The organism is Paenibacillus sp. V4I5 (assembly GCF_030817255.1).
Classification (GTDB): domain Bacteria; phylum Bacillota; class Bacilli; order Paenibacillales; family NBRC-103111; genus Paenibacillus_E.
In genome coordinates this window covers 4,179,141-4,196,403 of sequence record NZ_JAUSZB010000002.1, presented here as the reverse complement: position 1 = coordinate 4,196,403, position 17,263 = coordinate 4,179,141, and the positions used below count along the sequence as shown (strand labels likewise).

The window sequence follows — 17,263 nt, the reverse complement described above, 5'->3', positions numbered from 1 at the left end:
GGTCTTTTTTCATTTGAATTGGAATATAAAGAACTCATCGAATTGGAATGAGGAGAACTAACAGGGGCTCGTTCTGTGAATTTGTATAGGTTGCAAATGACGTAATACATAAATTACCACGCTCTAGCGTGGCTTTTTTTTATTTTAATACTATGTGCCGAGGGCGGATTGTGGTAAAATATTCTGAAATGAGTTTTTATAGCATCTGGCTTTTGTAGAGAGAAGCATTAATGCAACATAGTGAATAGATGAGGTGGAGAGTTATGTTAGAGAATGATATTGTCCTTCAGAAGCAAGCAACGAATAACCTGCTGCGCAGGGACGTACGCTTCTTGGGCCACATACTAGGTGAAGTTCTGGTTCATCAAGGCGGGAATGATCTGCTTGATGTTGTCGAGAGAATTCGTGAGATGAGTAAGTCTTTAAGAGCACACTATGTAATTGAGATATATGATGAATTCAAGAAAACGATCTCTTCCTTGGATCCGGAAATTCGTCATCAAGTGATTCGCGCATTCGCTATTTACTTCCAACTTGTTAATATTGCTGAGCAGAACCACCGGATCCGTCGTAAAAGAGATTACGAGCGTTCCTCCGGTGAATCCGTGCAGCCAGGTTCCATAGAGAGTATTGTGCAAGAGTTAAAGAACAATCATATTCCATATGCAGAGGTTCAAGAAATTCTGAAAGCTATCTCTTTGGAACTAGTAATGACAGCACATCCGACAGAAGCTATGCGTAGAGCTGTGCTTGATATTAATCTGCGCATTTCCGAAGATATGATGAAACTCGATAACCCTATGCTGACTTATCGCGAGCGTGAGCAATTGCGTGAGAAGCTTCTTGGAGAGGTTCTTAATCTTTGGCAGACGGACGAGCTTCGTGATCGGAAACCAACGGTTATTGATGAAGTTCGTAATGGTATGTATTATTTTGACGAAACTTTATTTGATGTACTTCCAGAGATCTATCATGAGCTTGAGCGTTGTTTAAATAAATATTACCCACAAGACTCATGGCACGTGCCGTCATTCTTAAAATTCGGCTCATGGATTGGTGGAGACCGTGACGGTAACCCATCGGTCAGAGCGAATGTAACTTGGGAAACACTAGGTTTGCATCGTCAACTGGCTTTGCAGAAGTATGAAGAAGTTCTCAAAGAAACACTTGAGCATATGAGCTTTAGTAAAAGCATTGTGAACGTTAGTGACGATCTAATTGAATCTATTCAATGTGACCGTGAGGCTATGGGAAATATACAGGACGTTTGGCGTAATGAGAAGGAACCATATCGCATTAAGACGACTTATATGATTGAGAAGGTTCATAACACTGGCAATCCGAATGTTCCTACAAGCCAGAAATACAACAGTCCCGAAGAGTTTATTAGTGATTTGAAAATCATCGAGGTTAGCTTGAGGATGCATTTTGCCGACTATGTAGCTGATAAATATATTAAAAAGCTTATTCGTCAGGTTGAGCTGTTCGGCTTCCACTTGGCTGCACTGGATATCAGACAGCACAGTAAAGAACATGAGAACGCGATGACTGAGGTTTTGGCGAAAATGGGCATCACGAGTGATTACAGTAAGCTATCGGAAGAGGAGAAAATCAGTCTCTTAACGGATGTACTGAATGATCCAAGACCAATTACATCTACGTATTTAGATTACTCTGAAAGCACACAAGAGTGTATAGATGTTTATCGTACTGTGGGCAAAGCACAGAAGGAATTCGGTCGCAACTGTATTAATAGTTATCTCATCAGTATGACGCAAGGAGCAAGTGACCTCTTGGAGGTTGTAGTCTTTGCGAAAGAGGCTGGATTATATCGCAAAGAGAGCGATGGCAGCGTGACAAGTACGCTTCAGTCAGTACCTCTTTTTGAGACGATTGATGACCTGCATGCGGCTCCTGGCATTATGAGCACGTTGTTAGCGATCCCTGCTTACAAAGCTAGCCTTGACCCTGTGACACAGCTTCATGAGATTATGCTGGGTTACTCAGACAGTAATAAGGACGGCGGAGTGATTACAGCGAACTGGGAGCTTCGTATGGCGCTCCAGGATATTACGGAAGCTGCTAAACAATATGGCGTGAAGCTGAAGTTTTTCCATGGCCGTGGCGGAGCACTTGGTCGTGGCGGTATGCCGCTTAACCGCAGCATTCTGGCTCAGCCGGTTGAAACCCTTGGTGGCGGCATTAAGATTACGGAGCAAGGCGAAGTATTATCCTCCCGTTATTCCTTGCAAGGTATTGCTTACCGCAGCTTGGAGCAAGCAACTTTTGCCTTAATTACGGCATCCAAATTATCCCGTTCTCCGCAAAGAAATCCACTGGAAGACAAGTGGGAGAACATTATGCGTGGTATTTCGGAACAAGCTCAGACGAAGTATCAGGATCTCATTTTCCGAGACGAAGACTTCTTGACGTTCTTCAAAGAATCCACACCGCTACCAGAGATTGGCGAGCTGAATATCGGTTCACGACCATCCAAACGTAAAAACAGCGATAAATTCGAAGATTTGCGTGCGATTCCTTGGGTATTCTCTTGGACCCAAACTAGGTATTTGCTTCCGGCTTGGTACGCGGCAGGTTCGGGTCTCCAAAGCTTTTATCAAGGAAAAGCGGCGAACTTAGAAACTTTGAAAGAAATGTATGAGAATTGGTCGTTCTTCCAGACGATGATTGATAATTTGCAAATGGCTCTTGCCAAAGCAGACCTTCAAATTGCGAAGGAATACGGCAACCTGGTCAAAGAATCTGCAATCGCAGAGCGTATCTTCAATCTCATTAGGGAAGAATATGAACTGACTTCGTCTATTATTTTACAAATTACGGGTCAGCAAGAGATTTTGGATAATGTTCCTGTTATTCAGGAGTCCATTCGTCTGCGTAATCCCTATGTAGATCCGTTGAGCTATATGCAGGTAGAACTGCTTACTGAACTTCGTGCATTACGTGAGAATAACGAGGATGATGCTATCCTGCTTCGTGAAGTGCTGCTTACGATTAACGGAATAGCCGCTGGGCTTAGAAATACGGGCTGATAAAACTTAGAGCGTAAAAGTAAGATACAGGATGATAAAGTCGGGGGCCACGTATAACGTAGGCAGCTCGACTTTTCCTGTCCTTATACATATTGCCCATAGACGGGGGTTGTACATCAACATGGGGCGATGGTTAGCAATGGTCCTTGTCATTATTGGGGCGTCAAGCTATGGCTTGCTTTCCTCTTTTATCAAGAAGGCATATGATCAAGGATTTACAGAAGGGCAAATTACACCGGCACAAATGACTATGGGTACTTTGTTTGTATGGATGTTGATTCTTTTTCACAAAAAATCGTGGGTCAATCCCTTTAAGGGTCCTTGGATTAAGCTTGGTTTGATAGGTATTTTTGGATTGGCTTTAACGACGGTCTTTTTCAATATTGCTTTAAAAGAGTTGAATGCTTCTTTATCAATTATTCTTCTGTTTCAGTTCACTTGGATGACAATTGCCATGGATTGTATTGTGAAACGAAGGCTTCCAAAAAAGGCAGAAAGCATAGCGATTGTCTTAATTTTGGTGGGTACATTACTCGCCGTAAATGTGTTTGAGACGAACTGGGAACAATTTAGTTTCCTGGGAATTTTGTATGGATTGTTGTCGGCTTTGACGTACAGCATATTCCTCTTTTTTACTGGACAAGTGATTAGTGCCCTGCCTCCTCTTATGAATTCGGCTATTATGCTTACCGCGGCGATGCCTGTGATGTATATCCTGTATCCTCCGACGGTCTTTGTACATGAGAATGGAAGTACGCTGCTGTTATGGGGACTTTTGTTGGGCTTCTTGGGGCAGGTTGTACCTACGGTATCATTTAATATAGGAATTCCGCGAATCGGTAGTACTCTTTCCGCTATGCTTGGATCGGTTGAACTGCCAGTGGCCGTTATTGCTGCTCATCTACTTATAGGAGAGCCGGTAAATGGGTTACAATGGTTAGGGATGGGACTGATCATAGGAGGCATAATTATTTCTGAAAACAAATCATAATTTCTACGTATGTATAGCAGAGAGACTTTAATCCTACGATTAAAGGTCCCTATATTAAGATTCGAATTGTCGAGAAGCCGGAGGAAATAGAATTGAACTTTGTAGAAGCACGTCTGGCTAAGCTGGCCAGGAATGGGGATCGGAATGCTTTTGCAGAGCTTGTGGAGCTCTATAAGGACAAGATCTTTCATTTGGCTTACCGTATGCTGAATAATAAGCAAGAAGCCGAGGATGCTGTGCAGGAGACGTTCTTGCGGGTATATACCAATCTGCACCGATACGATGAGAATCAGAAGTTTTCGACTTGGATTTTCCGTATAGGGACGAATCTGTGTATCGATAAGCTGCGTCGAAGAAAGAACACTTACTCGCTTGATGCGGAGATGCCAGATGGAGAGGGCAATGATTATTATGCCATGCTCCCAAGTCATGAGGATACACCTGAGAAGCAAGTGATTGTGTCCGAAACACAGGAACAGATACGCCAGGCTATTGAAACGTTACCTGAAAAATATAAATCCGTTGTGATTCTGAGATATCTGCACGATATGTCTTTGCAGGAGATAAGCGACGTACTTGATATGCCAGTTACAACGATCAAAACACGTGTACACCGTGGGCGGGAGTACTTGCGTAAAAGGTTAGAGCAGGAGGATCAAGTTGGCTACACAAATCCTGTTCATATGTGAAACATATTTGAAATTCAAACGTATGGTATACCACAACATGCAAAAGTCTAAGAAAGGGGTGGCTGAATCATGAATTGTAAAGAAGCCCTCCCGCTCATACATGAATATCTCGACGGTGATTTGCAAGGATCCGATTCTCAGCGATTGAAGGAGCATTTGATATCCTGCCAAGCATGTCATGCGCTCTTCAGACAATTGGAGAAAACGGATGCGATGGTTAGAATGCTGCCTCCCGTTAGAGTATCTGAAACGTTAACTGCACAAATCATGAGCGGACTGCCTCCAGTGAAGAAGCGCAATTCCTGGATGGACTTCATTCGCAAGCATCCTGCTGTATCGGTAGCTGTTGTTTTCGCTACTGTCATGTTCGGAAGCTTCATGTCCATGTGGAATGATGATACGAATTTGATGGTGAAGGGAAGTAACCTTCAGGACGTTGTGATTGAGGGTAATACAGTTACTGTACCGCAAGGGCATACGGTGAAAGGTGATCTTGTTGTTCAGCGGGGGAAACTGAAAGTTGAAGGCGAAGTAACAGGAAACTTAATCGTTATTGATGGTTCTCTCAATCTAGCGTCAACCGCGCATATCTCTGGGCACGTCACGCAAGTCGATGAAGCATTGGGCTGGGTTTGGTATAAATTAGGCGAGTTCGTGGGAATGCTCTCGCATTAGCTTGAAACGTCTTCCAAATGGCTTTCTGCCAGAGGAGGACTTTTTTTGTCTTCCTATACGAATAAAATGAACCAAACTCGATTTGATAACGTCTTGTGAAGAGAGAAAAATAGAAGTATATCTGGGTTTATGTTATGATTCTATTATAGAGAGATCATTGTGTTCAGTCGCTGGGGGAGAATAATAAATGGACTTACTCACGAGCATCTCGGCTAAGGATATCGTTGATATTCTGATCGTTAGCTATGTGATTTATAAACTAATCCTGTTGGTGCGAGGGACAAGGGCTATTCAACTTATGAAGGGTATCCTTGTTGTCGTCATTACATGGGTATTTAGTATTTGGTTTCAGCTCAGTACGCTGCAATGGATGATGAACCAGACCTTTACGTTCGGGGTTCTTGGGGTCATTATTATTTTTCAACCGGAGCTAAGGCGGGCATTGGAGCAGTTGGGCCGGGGGAAACTATTCAGCCGATCTTCTACGGAAGAAGATCAAGATGTTAATAAGCGGATTAGTGAAGTGATACGTGCTGCGAATTATTTGGCCAAAAGAAAGATAGGGGCCTTGATTGTTTTCGAGAAAGAGACCGGTCTAACTGATTATGTCGAGTCCGGTATTGCGATAGAGAGTAAGATCAGCGCGGAACTGTTGATTAATATTTTCATACCGAATACGCCGCTTCACGATGGCGCTGTAATCATTCGACAAGGCCAATTAATGGCTGCTGGTTGTTATTTACCCTTGTCTGAGAATCCCTTTATCAGTAAAGAGCTTGGTACACGGCATCGTGCGGCCATTGGGATGAGTGAGGTTTCAGATGGGATGTGTATCATTGTTTCGGAAGAGACCGGGCAAATCTCGCTCACAATAAATGGTCATATCGTACGGGACATTAAAGAGGAATCTTTGATTGCCAAATTGTTCGAAGAACTGAAGCCGAAGGCGAAAACAAATGAGAAGAACCCTTTCTTGAAATGGAGGGGGCGTTCGAATGGATAAATGGTTACGCAATACGAATGTGGTGCGGATTGTTGCGCTTGTTATCGGTATTTTGCTATGGGTTGTTGTTCACATGGAAGAAACCAATCTATCCGGAAATTCTCCTCTTCGCGAGCGGGAGGAAACCATAAATAATGTAGCTATTACGACAAAATATGATGAAACTCATTACCACATTTCGTCCATGACTCCTGCCAACGTACAGGTTATTGTGAAAGGGAAGGAATCATCGGTTAAGAAAGTGACGACCAGCAATTCCTATCAAATTGAACTCGATTTGACGCAAGTGGGCAAGGGAGATCATCAAGTTACGCTTAAACCAGTTGGTTTTCCTTCAGACGTGGAAGTTCAAATTGTTCCTAGAACCGTGCATGTGATTATCGAAGAGCTGCAGATGAAAGAAGTGCCAGTCGTCATTAATGTCAAAGGAACACCGGCAGCCGGTCTCAAAGCTGGACAACCGATTATAAAGCCAGCCAAGGTGTATATTACAGCGCAGACTAGCAAGCTAGAGCAGATCGAGAATGTTCGCGGCGAGGTCTCGGTAGATAAGGCCCAGGCAGCAATTACGAAGCAAGTGAGACTGCAAGCTTTTGATAAAGATGGCAAAGAAGTCATACTAAATATCAATCCTTCTGTGGTCGATGTAGAAGTGCCAATCACGAGCCCGTTCCAAACCATACCACTGCAGATGAAGATTAGTGGAGAGCCGCCGAAAGGATTCGCGATAGCGATGGTTACCCAAAATCCGGACAAGGTAACCGTCTACGGTACACAAGATGTTGTAGATCGCCTAGAGTTTTATCAGGGTCCGCAGCTGAGTGTTCAGGATCTCAAGGAAACAAAGGAGTTTGCACTGGACATTCCCTTGAGGAATAAAGTAACTCAACTGGATCCTGCCAAAGTTACAGTTCGCGTGGAAATTGTTCCTTCCATTACGAAGGCTTTGGAAAATGTACCGATCACGATTATTGGTCAAAATGAAAGCTATGATACCAAAGTTACACTGCCGGAGACGGCTCAGCTAAACATTACGGTAGAGGGCGCTCCTGCACTTATTGATCAAATGAAAGTGCAGGATGTACAGGCGATCCTGGATGTTAGTAATTTGCCGCCAGGCAAGCATGAGCTGAAGGTGACATTAAATCTGCCTACCTATGTGAAGCTCGGTATGCCGCAAGAAGTCAAGGCAACTGTAGAAATCAGCGAGAAAGCACCTAAAGTAACAAATCCATAATGGGTTATAGAAAAAGAGGAGAATATAAACATGGGGAAATATTTTGGTACAGATGGTGTGCGAGGAGTCGCTAATGGCGAACTGACACCAGAATTAGCTTATAAAGTAGGCCGCTGTGGCGGATACGTATTAACGAGACAGGCTAAGCATCCGAAGGTCGTTATCGGGAGAGATACACGGATCTCGGGTCCAATGTTGGAAGCTTCACTCGTAGCAGGTTTGCTATCGATTGGCGTTGAGGTTATTCGCATCGGCGTCGTCAGCACACCGGCGGTAGCTTATTTAACGAAAAAGCTTGGAGCAGATGCAGGCGTTATGATTTCGGCTTCGCATAATCCGGTTGAGGATAACGGGATTAAGTTTTTTGGGGGCGACGGCTTCAAACTGCTAGACGAGACGGAGCTTGAAATTGAGCAGCTGCTTGACGCGGCTGTGGATGAATTACCTCGCCCAGTTGGTGGCGAGATTGGTACGGTTTCCGATGAGCCAGATGCGAAGTTCGCCTATCTGGCTTTCTTGAAGGAGACGGTATCCGAGTCTTTCGCCGGGTACAAGGTCGTTTTGGACTGCGCGAACGGCTCAGCCTTCGAGCTGGCTCCTACGGTCTTCCGCGAGCTAGGAGCGGAAGTTATCACCATCGGCGCTGAGCCGAACGGTCGCAATATCAACGATCATTGCGGCTCCACGCATCCTGAGAAGCTTCGCGCAGAAGTGGTGAAACATGGCGCAGCCATTGGTCTTGCTTTTGACGGCGACGCGGATCGTCTGATCGCGATCGATGAGACTGGTGAAGAAGTCGACGGCGACTTCATCCTTAGCATTCTGGGCGATGCGCTGAATCGCACAGGGAAGCTGAACCACGGCACGATTGTGACGACGGTGATGGCGAACATTGGCTTTTTCAAAGGGATTGAAAAAGCGGGTCTTAAAGCTCTGCAAACCGCAGTAGGCGATCGCTACGTGATGGAAGAGATGCGTAAAGGCGGTTATAACTTAGGCGGAGAGCAGTCGGGGCATGTTATCTTCCTCGATTACATCTCGACCGGAGATGGGATTCTGACGGCCTTACAGCTGGTGAACACCATTGTCCAATCGGGGCGCAAGCTTAGTGAGTTAAAAGGAATTATGCGTAAGTTCCCGCAGCTGTTGGTTAATATTCGCGTTGCGGATAAAAGCAAGCTCAAGGACAACGCTGTGATTGAGGAAGCCATTCGAAAAGTGGAGGAAGAACTCGGAGATAACGGCCGCGTGCTGGTGCGACCTTCGGGAACGGAATCGTTAATTCGTGTTATGGCTGAAGGTCCTGACAAAGAGCAAGTTGAAGCTTATGTTCATGATATTGCTAAGGTTATCCAAGAGCAATTAGTATAAAAGGCAGAGACAAGTGGATCCCCCTTTCGTGCTTATTGCTAATTGGGGGATTTTCCAAGAAAAAAGAAGTTGCGCGTTCGCGCTAAAATGAATATGATGTATTTGACTCAAGAAGGAAAGGCAGGATAGAGGTTAATTAAGCAACAAATAGCGCCAGAACTCGCAAGCGGGACGGAAATGTAGTGAGATTGCTACTACTACGCGCAGTGAGTTGACGAGGTGAAGGTGTTCGAAACATTCGGCGGGGACCTTCCGGCATGAGGAGTGCCGTTAAGTTGGAGAGCAAAAACGTTTGGGCGACCAGGCTGACAAGTATCCAACATCTATTTAATTAATAATATGAACGTAATGATCGTCCTATATATGTTTATTTGATTTGCCGTTTTTCTTGTCTAGCTAATTGTTTGTTGAACCAGGATCTTTGAAAAATAGCCCTTTTAGAAGAGGCTTATAAAACTATGGAGGTACTACTATGTGCGGAATTGTTGGTTATATTGGAAAGCGTAATTCTCAAGAAATTTTATTGGAAGGGCTCAAAAAGCTCGAATATAGAGGCTATGACTCTGCAGGTGTAGCTGTGTATACGGCTGATGGTTTACAAATTAAGAAGGCAAAAGGCCGCATCGCTAATCTTGAATCCAAGCTGGATGAGACTCCACTGAACGGAAGCGTTGGAATCGGACATACGCGTTGGGCAACACATGGTAAGCCTTCGGATGTGAACTCTCATCCTCATACGGATAATTCGATGAAATTTTCGGTTGTGCACAACGGCATTATCGAAAATTATATTAGTCTCAAAGAAGAGTTGACTGCGAAAGGTCATCAATTTGTATCTGAAACGGACACAGAAGTTATTTCTCACTTAATCGCTGATTTGTACGAAGGAGATATCCTAAAAGCTGTCCAAAAAGCGGTAAAGCATATGACAGGTGCATTTGCTCTAGGCGTACTGACAGAATATGAACCGGATCGCCTTGTAGCTGTGCGCCAGGCTAGTCCTTTGATCATCGGTATTGGCGAAGGCGAGAATTTCATTGGTTCGGATATCCCTGCTATTCTTGAATATACGCGAAATGTGTTTATTTTAAATGATGGCGAAATGGCGCTCTTGACGCGTGACGGTGTCGAATTAATGACTTTAGAGGGGAATTTTATTTCCAGGGAAATGTTTCATGTCGATTGGGATATTGTAACTGCTGAAAAAGCCGGATTTGATCACTTTATGTTGAAAGAAATCTATGACCAACCTAAAGCTTACCGCGACACAATGGGCAGCCGTATTTCCCCTGATGGTCTTAGCGTGACGTTGAACGAGCTTACGATTACAGCTGATGCGATTCGCAACATTAACCGTGTTCATATTGTTGCTTGTGGTACAGCCTTTCATGCGGGTATGGTTGGTAAGTATGTTATTGAGAAATTGGCGCGCATTCCGGTGGAAACGGATGTTGCCTCTGAATATCGTTATCGTTCACCGATTATTACGAAAGATACGCTTGTCATCGTAGTTAGCCAGTCTGGTGAGACTGCGGATACGCTTGCTGCGCTTCGTGAAGCTAAACGTTGTGGTGCGCATGTTCTGGCTATTACGAATGTGGTAGGAAGCTCAGTAGCACGTGAAGCAGATGATGTGATCACAACTTGGGCGGGACTAGAAATTGCAGTAGCATCTACGAAGGGTTATACATCACAGTTAATTGCTTTCTATTTGCTCGGCTTGCACCTAGCTCAAACGCTAGGAACGCAAACATCTGATGAAATTAAAGAAGCTATCACAGCCTTGAAAGAGCTGCCGGCTCAAGTGGAAGAAATTTTGGCGCAAGCGGAAGCCATTAAAGCAGTCGCTGAGGAGATGGCTAAACATGATAATCTCTTCTTCATCGGAAGAGGCTTGGATTATGCTGTGGCCATGGAAGGATCTTTGAAGCTGAAAGAGATTTCTTACATTCACTCAGAAGCTTATGCAGCAGGTGAATTAAAGCACGGTACACTAGCGCTAATCGAGGATGGTGTTCCGGTGATTGCGTTGGCTACTCAGCATGAGCTGCTTGAGAAAACCGTGAGCAATATCAAAGAAGTGAAAGCGCGCGGCGCTAATGTACTTGGGATTGCCGTAGAAGGTGAGCTGGAGCTGCAGAAGTCTGTAGACAGCACCTTCGTTATTCCGAAGACGCTGGATGTTCTATCACCAGCGTTGGCGGTAATACCGCTACAGCTGCTTTCGTATTACGCTTCGTTGGCGCGTGGTAATGATGTTGATAAGCCTCGTAATTTGGCGAAGAGTGTGACGGTGGAGTAGGTTTAAATTATTTTGAAACTGCTTGTCTGGTGAAATAAAAGTGTGGAACCAGTAACAAAAGTGTGGAACCAGTAACAAAAGTATGGAACTGGTAACAAAAGTGTGGAACCGCAATAATAACTTCTTGTTTAAACTAACAACTTTCATTCAAGTGGCCCGATCAATAAGATGTTCGGGCCACTATTATTTAATTGGATGTGAAATCATGATAAATATTGGTCCCAATATTCGTAGATTACGAAAATTAAATAATATGAATCAAGTGGAGTTTTCGAGTAGAATAGGCATCTCTCAAGGGAATCTAAGTGAGATTGAGCAAGGAAATTGCAATCCATCTTTTGATACCTTATTAGCAATAAAGAAACAATTTAATTGTAATATAGATGATTTAATAATAATTGAGAATGATTTAATTAAATCTAATGTTTCTTCTGTTCTATCAGAAGGAGAGTTAAGCATGATTTCTAACTATAGGTTGTTAGATGGGTTTGATCAAAAAGAAATCGATGAAATCATTAAAATAAAGATTTCTTTAAATAAAGGTAAAATCAGATCTGATATTAAGTCGTGAACACTTAGTTAGTCCCGGTGAGCTATTACAGCCATCGGGACTATTTTTTTTAAGTGTAGAATAACGAACTGTCTTTAAGCTTAACGGGAGACATTAGCTTAATACCAAACTCACGACGGCAGCCGGGCATGAACTGCACCCTCTCAAGTAGACAGTACAAAAAATAAAATCAATTAAGCGGCCTTAGTCCTGTTTTCCATCGGGCTGAGGCCGTTTTTCGCTTGTAATCATTCGTTGTTGTAAAAGCGGATATAGGCCTCAATGTCCCGCTTGAGCTCCTCAAAGGTATGGTACGTGTGTAAATAGTATTTCTCGCATTTTAGGGTCCCCCAGAAAGATTCCATGGACCGTTAGCGATGCACCGCCCAACTAGGGACATGCTCTGAGACAACGAAATGAACAACAAAAATGGACTTTACAACAAAGTAATGACAAGCAGATCGTGGTATCGTTTACGATAGAATCAAAATGATGATATCAAGACAAACTCAGATTGGAATTTGCTCTCTTGTTAAAGGTTATTCAGAGTATTAGCAGGCAACCAGAAACAGCCGAAGCGGCTGAGGAGACGATCTTCCAGCTTAAGCACCAAACTCTGAATTTCATATTGTTCTTCTATTCCGATCATTACGATTTTGAAGAGGTGTCGGTGCATCGTTTCATCATCACTTCCCGGATACGCAATGTATAGGGTACGTAATGGCGGGAGGAATCTCCAAAGAAGGATTTACCGATCGCAGTATCGTTGCCATCGGGCTATCCTCCCTAGATCTGCAATTAAATGTGGCTGTGATCGAGGAAATTTGAACGATTCCGATGCGGTACATGACGTGTTATTTCTTATAATGTTTACAAAGTCCAGCAATCACACGAAAAACAGCGAACCGGCCAAGCTGAGATTTCTTGAATAGGACCGGCCAGCCAGGCGAATATATAGGTGAAGTCAATTCTAAGGGGTGCACATTGCTCTCAATGAGGCAGTATTTTTTGTTTGAAATATCTTTGCAGCGGGGGGATACACTATGGAATTGCGCCAGCTTGAATATTTTATTCAAATATGCAAATCGGGAAGTTTCAGCAAAGCTAAAGAAGAATTAGGTGTGACTCAGCCTACACTAAGTCAGCAAATTCGGGTTTTGGAAGATGAGTATAATATTCCATTGTTTGATCGGGTAAGTAAGGGAGTTGAAGTAACGGAAGCGGGAAAAATTCTCTTGAATAAGGGAAACGCTATTATGAATCTTCTTGAAGAGGCGCGAAATGAAATATATGGCCGAAACAATATATCTGGAGAAACAACTTCTATTGGATGTTGTCCTGCTGAACTTGAATATCTTGCTCCTTATTTCATGAGATTTCGCGAGAAGTACCCGAATATTATATTAAAAATTATCGATGCAAAGGATGCAGAGAATAAAGTTTTGGAGCAAAGGGTAGACATTGGAATCACTGCAAATCCGATTTCTGATGCTTCGGTCATTTCGACTCATTTGTATAGACAAGATATGGCGCTATTGATTCACTCAGAACATCCTTTAGCCGATAAATCTTCGATTCCTTTTCGATCCTTGAAGCAAATGAATTCGGTCATGTTTCGTAAAGAAAACAAATCATTAATTGATATGTATTGTTTCTCTTGTGGGTTTACCTTGAAGTCGATAATAGAAACGTCCTCCACTTCAGCATTGATTCATTGGGTTCGTCATGGACTTGGAGCAGCTCTTATACCAACATCTTTGCTCGAAAGTCTAAGGGACGATTCTTTGCGTATTGTAAGATTAGAAGGCCATGTTCCTTGTTGGGATATATCTCTTGTATATCTTAAATCCGTTACTATGAGGTCTACTGCACGTATATTCATTAAAGAGATGAATTCATATGTCCAAGCGGTGAAATGCGTTTAACGAAGATGTGGCGGCTAAAACGAGGCAGCTGAGCGATTATACGGACGTCCGTCTGCAGTCTCCGCAAGAGATCGGTTTGATGCTGGGCGTTTCTGAGTACACTCGGAAGTATTTAGGCGAATATTTGACCAACTATGAGAAGCTCAAAGTTTCCAGTTTCGTCAACGGCATTAATGGGATAGCTTCTAGCCAGAGCCATGCGATCGCTGTCACCAAATATACGGATAATTATGTCATCTTGAATAATCGGACCGGGAACCTGGATTTTTTCCGATCGGAATTTTTCATGACGGAAGAGCTGCTGAATACGATCATCTCCCGCTTTAACGAAGATCGCAGCGAGCTGGTTTAGGTACATACCGTAAAGGATTTCGATCAAAAGAATCTGTATATCATTCCGCTGCACGCATATTCATTCAAGAGATGAATTCATATGTAAGTACAGGACGATCATATTAAACAGTACGATCTATTGGGAAAAGGAGGTAAATCTTTCGTGTTCAGGCAACTAGAATGTTACGTTCAAATTTGCAAAGAAGGAAGCTTTACTAAGGCTGCAGAAGTTTTAATGATCTCTCAATCTAATTTAAGTCAACAGATTCGATTTTTAGAGAGAGAAGTTGGAACTCCATTGTTCGCGAGAGTTGGTAGAGGGGTAAAGATTACAGCTGCTGGTGAAATACTTTACGAAAAAGCTCTTTTCATGATGAGGCTCATTGAAGAATCGAAGAAAGAAACTTACGAGTTACGCAATGCTCGAACAAATAATCTTTTAATAGGCATCTCGCCTATGGCCTTTTTTTGTTTAATACCCCGTTTTTTGGAATTCCATGAACAGTATCCTGATATCACATTAAATTTTACCAGTGCAGAGGATACATCACAGCAATTATTGAATAGTAGTATCGATATTGGCATTACCGACAAACATGAACCAAACAAAGAAATTCATATGATGCACCTATATAAAGAAGAACAAGCATTGGTCGTTTATGCGGATCACCCATGGGCAGATCGAACCGTTATTTCTTTTCACGAGCTAGAAGATTTAGAATCTGCCTTATTTGTTAATGATATAAGTTTAATCGAGCAACTTCATAAATTAAGCCATAAGATCGCCAAATCTTTGCAATCAAAGTTTAAGTCAACTTCCACGGAAATTCTTCTTTTTATGGTACTGCATAAGATGGGGGTAGCTATTTTACCTGCTTATTTAATTGAAAGCAGCCTTTTTGGTCAGCAATTAAAAATGATCCGACTCGTAGATCCAACGCCTGTTCGTGAGATCAAGCTTATTTTTAAAAAGCATCATTACAATAATCCTTCGGTTCAAACATGTATCGATTTCTTTTTAGAACAATCGAAAAAGTAAGCAGACTATGGCCATCGCAAATAGGGCAATTATGAAGCTTAAACGCTTCTTTCTTCGATTTACCCTTCAACCCATATTGAAAAAAAGACTAACTACTAGCTGTCGATGATCATCGACTGGTCGGGTGACCAATCGCTGGTGCTGTTCGGGCAGCTGGAGCAGCTGGACCTACCTTTACGATCCTGCCGCACGTACGAGGAGCTGCATCAGGCAGCTCTCGATACGTTGGCAGCGCTGGAACACTGGTTCTCCCAAGAGCGCGTGAAGTCGAACAACAGCCTGGCCGAGAATATGCTCTCCTTTATTCATGATAATAATAACAAGGACATCAGCCTGTTCAGCTTAGGCTTGTTCGTCCGCCACTCCGACCTGTTATCGAGCGAATATCAGCAGCGTATGGCAAGACGAGTTGAATGGGTAAATCGCGTTGGCGGTTAATTGAACTAACGTTCTCCGTCGTATTATGAGGTCAACCGGTTTTTACTGGTTGACCATTTTTGTCTTGGTCGTGTATTTCTTAGTAGCCAGGGCCGATCGGATGTTCACCTGAGTCTGTGACCCGTCGTTAAAACTATTAAGTCTCGCATAATAAGCAATGTTGCGGAACTATATGGAAGGCTTAGAGGTTTCGGCTAGTCAATAGGTTTTTATTAGAATTGATCATCTCAAACACAGAATCATTTTGACGTTCGAACATGTTACCGATCAACAACAAAAAACCCCGTAAATAAAATACGGGGCTGTTATTTTCACTTTACATCGGAAAAGCTTTCTTCATAAACACATACGCGGCTACGTCCCTGCTGCTTCAGTGGCAAGCCCGGTCCCCCTGCGTTATATCCGTAGGTATAACCGTGAATGCCTCACCGCCCTACCTAGTCATGCGATGCAATGTACGCGATATTCTAGCAAATTCAAATTTATTCTAAACATAGCACCCACTCGTAATTAGAGAATGGTTAACCGGAGCATAACCTGCTTCGAGACATTACTGCTTGTGTAACCAACGAGCGTCCCTCTTCACGAAACAACCCCCACATCGTTTATCGACAGAAGTCTTGTTTTGTTTCTCGATATCGGAAGAGGAGCGGGACTCGATCGCGATTAGGGCCAGCGCGGTCGCGGTGACGCTCAGTGCGGCGTTGTAGATAACCCTAGTGCAGGTCTTGAGCATGGAAAGCGGCAAGAACGGGCGGCACCCACTTGAGGCACCGCTCGGTGGCTAGGTTGAGATCAGATTCGGTTTTCCCAAGCGGCGAGCTGATGGTCCTTCAGCATGTCCTCGACCACCTGGGGGACGACGTTTCGGAACTTGCCTTCGTCGGCGGGGACGATGTCGATCATGCGATCGATCATCTCCTGCGCATCCATCTTGCCTTCAGGCGTGGCGAAGAAATCGTCGAAACCTTTGCGCAGATCGGCGCGCTTTGTGAAGTTGACCTGGTCGTCGAGCCAGCGGAACGGATTGTCTGCCATCGTCTCGTTATAACCCGTGTAATAGGCGCCCGGATTGATGGTCTGGACCTTGATCCCATACTGGGTCAGCTCTTGTTGCATGGCTTCGGCGAATGCCTCCAGCGCATGCTTGGTCGAAACATAGGTGCCCCAGTTGGCGGGGGTGAACAGGCCGCCCATGGACGAAGTGAAGACGACCTTGCCACGCTTGCCCTCGCGCACCCATTTCTGGACAACGCCCTGGGTGAGGGTCAGTGGCAGGAAGACGTTGACCTCGTAATTCTTGCGGACGAGATCGACGGGGATTTCCCAGACCGGGCCGGCTTCGCCCGTGCCCGCATTGTTCCAGAGTACGTCGAAGTCCCAGGACTGCGCCTGCTTGATATCATAAGGGTCGGTCAGGTCGAGCCGCTCGACGCGCAGGTTGGTAAGGCCGAGGGCTGTGGCTTCCTCGCGCAGAGGGGTCACCTGCGAGGATACGTGGACGGTGGCGATGATGTTGTGGCCATTCTTGGCCATGCCGATGGCCGCTGCCTTGCCGAAGCCCGAGCCAGCGCCGGTGATGAGGATGGTTTTAGTGGTCATGATATATACATTCCTTTCACATTCAGATGGGTTGATGGTTGTGCTTGGGTTGGTGGCA

General features: G+C 44.1%; 17 protein-coding genes. 15 read left to right on the top strand and 2 right to left on the bottom strand.

What is annotated here, in order from left to right; translation table 11 throughout:
- Positions 1 to 263: 263 nt before the first annotated feature.
- The 9 genes from ppc (at position 264) to QFZ78_RS20870 (ending at position 11,889) form a co-directional block, all read left to right on the top strand.
- Positions 264 to 3,050 (top strand): phosphoenolpyruvate carboxylase, encoded by a 2,787-nt coding sequence (ppc, locus tag QFZ78_RS20910; RefSeq protein WP_307550479.1) that lies wholly within the window; start codon positions 264 to 266, stop codon positions 3,048 to 3,050.
- A gap of 121 nt (positions 3,051 to 3,171) precedes the next feature.
- Entirely contained in the window at positions 3,172 to 4,041 is an 870-nt protein-coding gene (locus QFZ78_RS20905) for a DMT family transporter (RefSeq protein ID WP_307550477.1), read from the top strand.
- Between the two features lie 92 nt (positions 4,042 to 4,133).
- Positions 4,134 to 4,730 carry an RNA polymerase sigma factor SigW gene (gene sigW, locus QFZ78_RS20900; RefSeq protein WP_307550476.1) on the top strand — a complete coding sequence of 199 codons (597 nt, stop codon included), beginning with the start codon at positions 4,134 to 4,136 and terminating at the stop codon, positions 4,728 to 4,730.
- 69 nt (positions 4,731 to 4,799) lie between these two features.
- Complete coding sequence (locus QFZ78_RS20895; RefSeq protein WP_307550474.1) at positions 4,800 to 5,405, top strand: zf-HC2 domain-containing protein; 606 nt, start codon at positions 4,800 to 4,802, stop codon at positions 5,403 to 5,405.
- 187 nt (positions 5,406 to 5,592) lie between these two features.
- Positions 5,593 to 6,408, top strand: coding sequence for a diadenylate cyclase CdaA (cdaA, locus tag QFZ78_RS20890; protein ID WP_307550472.1), 816 nt, complete (start codon positions 5,593 to 5,595; stop codon positions 6,406 to 6,408).
- The gene (locus QFZ78_RS20885) at positions 6,401 to 7,645 is read left to right on the top strand and encodes a CdaR family protein (protein WP_307550470.1); all 1,245 of its coding nucleotides are present in this window, start codon (positions 6,401 to 6,403) and stop codon (positions 7,643 to 7,645) included. The genes cdaA and QFZ78_RS20885 overlap by 8 nt, the downstream gene beginning before the upstream one ends.
- Before the next feature lie 30 nt (positions 7,646 to 7,675).
- Positions 7,676 to 9,016: a phosphoglucosamine mutase gene (gene glmM / locus QFZ78_RS20880; RefSeq protein WP_173193434.1), complete on the top strand. Its 1,341-nt coding sequence runs from the start codon at positions 7,676 to 7,678 to the stop codon at positions 9,014 to 9,016.
- Positions 9,017 to 9,488: 472 nt separating this feature from the next.
- The gene (gene glmS, locus QFZ78_RS20875) at positions 9,489 to 11,318 is read left to right on the top strand and encodes a glutamine--fructose-6-phosphate transaminase (isomerizing) (RefSeq protein WP_307550468.1); all 1,830 of its coding nucleotides are present in this window, start codon (positions 9,489 to 9,491) and stop codon (positions 11,316 to 11,318) included.
- Between the two features lie 205 nt (positions 11,319 to 11,523).
- Positions 11,524 to 11,889, top strand: coding sequence for a helix-turn-helix domain-containing protein (locus tag QFZ78_RS20870; RefSeq protein WP_307550466.1), 366 nt, complete (start codon positions 11,524 to 11,526; stop codon positions 11,887 to 11,889).
- 227 nt (positions 11,890 to 12,116) lie between these two features.
- On the opposite strand, the gene QFZ78_RS38620 is transcribed toward QFZ78_RS20870, so the two are convergent.
- A complete protein-coding gene (locus QFZ78_RS38620; protein WP_307437938.1) occupies positions 12,117 to 12,233 on the bottom strand; it encodes an IS3 family transposase in 117 nt (38 codons plus the stop codon).
- Between the two features lie 164 nt (positions 12,234 to 12,397).
- On the opposite strand from QFZ78_RS38620, the gene QFZ78_RS20865 reads away from it, so the two are divergent.
- From QFZ78_RS20865 to QFZ78_RS20845, 6 genes are all read left to right on the top strand, one after another.
- The gene (locus tag QFZ78_RS20865; protein WP_307550465.1) at positions 12,398 to 12,580 is read left to right on the top strand and encodes a hypothetical protein; all 183 of its coding nucleotides are present in this window, start codon (positions 12,398 to 12,400) and stop codon (positions 12,578 to 12,580) included.
- Between the two features lie 8 nt (positions 12,581 to 12,588).
- Positions 12,589 to 12,696, top strand: coding sequence for a hypothetical protein (locus tag QFZ78_RS38615; RefSeq protein ID WP_373460320.1), 108 nt, complete (start codon positions 12,589 to 12,591; stop codon positions 12,694 to 12,696).
- Positions 12,697 to 12,911: 215 nt separating this feature from the next.
- Positions 12,912 to 13,793 (top strand): LysR family transcriptional regulator, encoded by an 882-nt coding sequence (locus tag QFZ78_RS20860; protein WP_307550463.1) that lies wholly within the window; start codon positions 12,912 to 12,914, stop codon positions 13,791 to 13,793.
- Between the two features lie 7 nt (positions 13,794 to 13,800).
- The gene (locus QFZ78_RS20855; protein WP_307550461.1) at positions 13,801 to 14,145 is read left to right on the top strand and encodes a hypothetical protein; all 345 of its coding nucleotides are present in this window, start codon (positions 13,801 to 13,803) and stop codon (positions 14,143 to 14,145) included.
- Positions 14,146 to 14,289: 144 nt separating this feature from the next.
- On the top strand, positions 14,290 to 15,165 hold the full coding sequence (locus QFZ78_RS20850) for a LysR family transcriptional regulator (protein ID WP_307550459.1): 876 nt from the start codon (positions 14,290 to 14,292) through the stop codon (positions 15,163 to 15,165).
- 105 nt (positions 15,166 to 15,270) lie between these two features.
- Entirely contained in the window at positions 15,271 to 15,603 is a 333-nt protein-coding gene (locus QFZ78_RS20845; RefSeq protein ID WP_307550457.1) for a hypothetical protein, read from the top strand.
- 795 nt (positions 15,604 to 16,398) lie between these two features.
- Here the strand turns inward: QFZ78_RS20845 and QFZ78_RS20840 are convergent.
- Positions 16,399 to 17,205: an SDR family oxidoreductase gene (locus tag QFZ78_RS20840; RefSeq protein WP_307550455.1), complete on the bottom strand. Its 807-nt coding sequence runs from the start codon at positions 17,203 to 17,205 to the stop codon at positions 16,399 to 16,401.
- Positions 17,206 to 17,263 lie beyond the last annotated feature (58 nt).

What these genes read in the sequence shown, in the direction of transcription:
- ppc (WP_307550479.1), top strand. Translation starts at nt 264, where the DNA reads ATGTTAGAGAATGATATTGTCCTTCAGAAGCAAGCAACGAATAACCTG.
- QFZ78_RS20905 (WP_307550477.1), top strand. Translation starts at nt 3,172, where the DNA reads ATGGGGCGATGGTTAGCAATGGTCCTTGTCATTATTGGGGCGTCAAGC.
- QFZ78_RS20895 (WP_307550474.1), top strand. Translation starts at nt 4,800, where the DNA reads ATGAATTGTAAAGAAGCCCTCCCGCTCATACATGAATATCTCGACGGT.
- cdaA (WP_307550472.1), top strand. Translation starts at nt 5,593, where the DNA reads ATGGACTTACTCACGAGCATCTCGGCTAAGGATATCGTTGATATTCTG.
- QFZ78_RS20885 (WP_307550470.1), top strand. Translation starts at nt 6,401, where the DNA reads ATGGATAAATGGTTACGCAATACGAATGTGGTGCGGATTGTTGCGCTT.
- glmM (WP_173193434.1), top strand. Translation starts at nt 7,676, where the DNA reads ATGGGGAAATATTTTGGTACAGATGGTGTGCGAGGAGTCGCTAATGGC.
- glmS (WP_307550468.1), top strand. Translation starts at nt 9,489, where the DNA reads ATGTGCGGAATTGTTGGTTATATTGGAAAGCGTAATTCTCAAGAAATT.
- QFZ78_RS20870 (WP_307550466.1), top strand. Translation starts at nt 11,524, where the DNA reads ATGATAAATATTGGTCCCAATATTCGTAGATTACGAAAATTAAATAAT.
- QFZ78_RS38620 (WP_307437938.1), bottom strand. Translation starts at nt 12,233, where the DNA reads ATGGAATCTTTCTGGGGGACCCTAAAATGCGAGAAATACTATTTACAC.
- QFZ78_RS38615 (WP_373460320.1), top strand. Translation starts at nt 12,589, where the DNA reads ATGGCGGGAGGAATCTCCAAAGAAGGATTTACCGATCGCAGTATCGTT.
- QFZ78_RS20860 (WP_307550463.1), top strand. Translation starts at nt 12,912, where the DNA reads ATGGAATTGCGCCAGCTTGAATATTTTATTCAAATATGCAAATCGGGA.
- QFZ78_RS20845 (WP_307550457.1), top strand. Translation starts at nt 15,271, where the DNA reads ATGATCATCGACTGGTCGGGTGACCAATCGCTGGTGCTGTTCGGGCAG.
- QFZ78_RS20840 (WP_307550455.1), bottom strand. Translation starts at nt 17,205, where the DNA reads ATGACCACTAAAACCATCCTCATCACCGGCGCTGGCTCGGGCTTCGGC.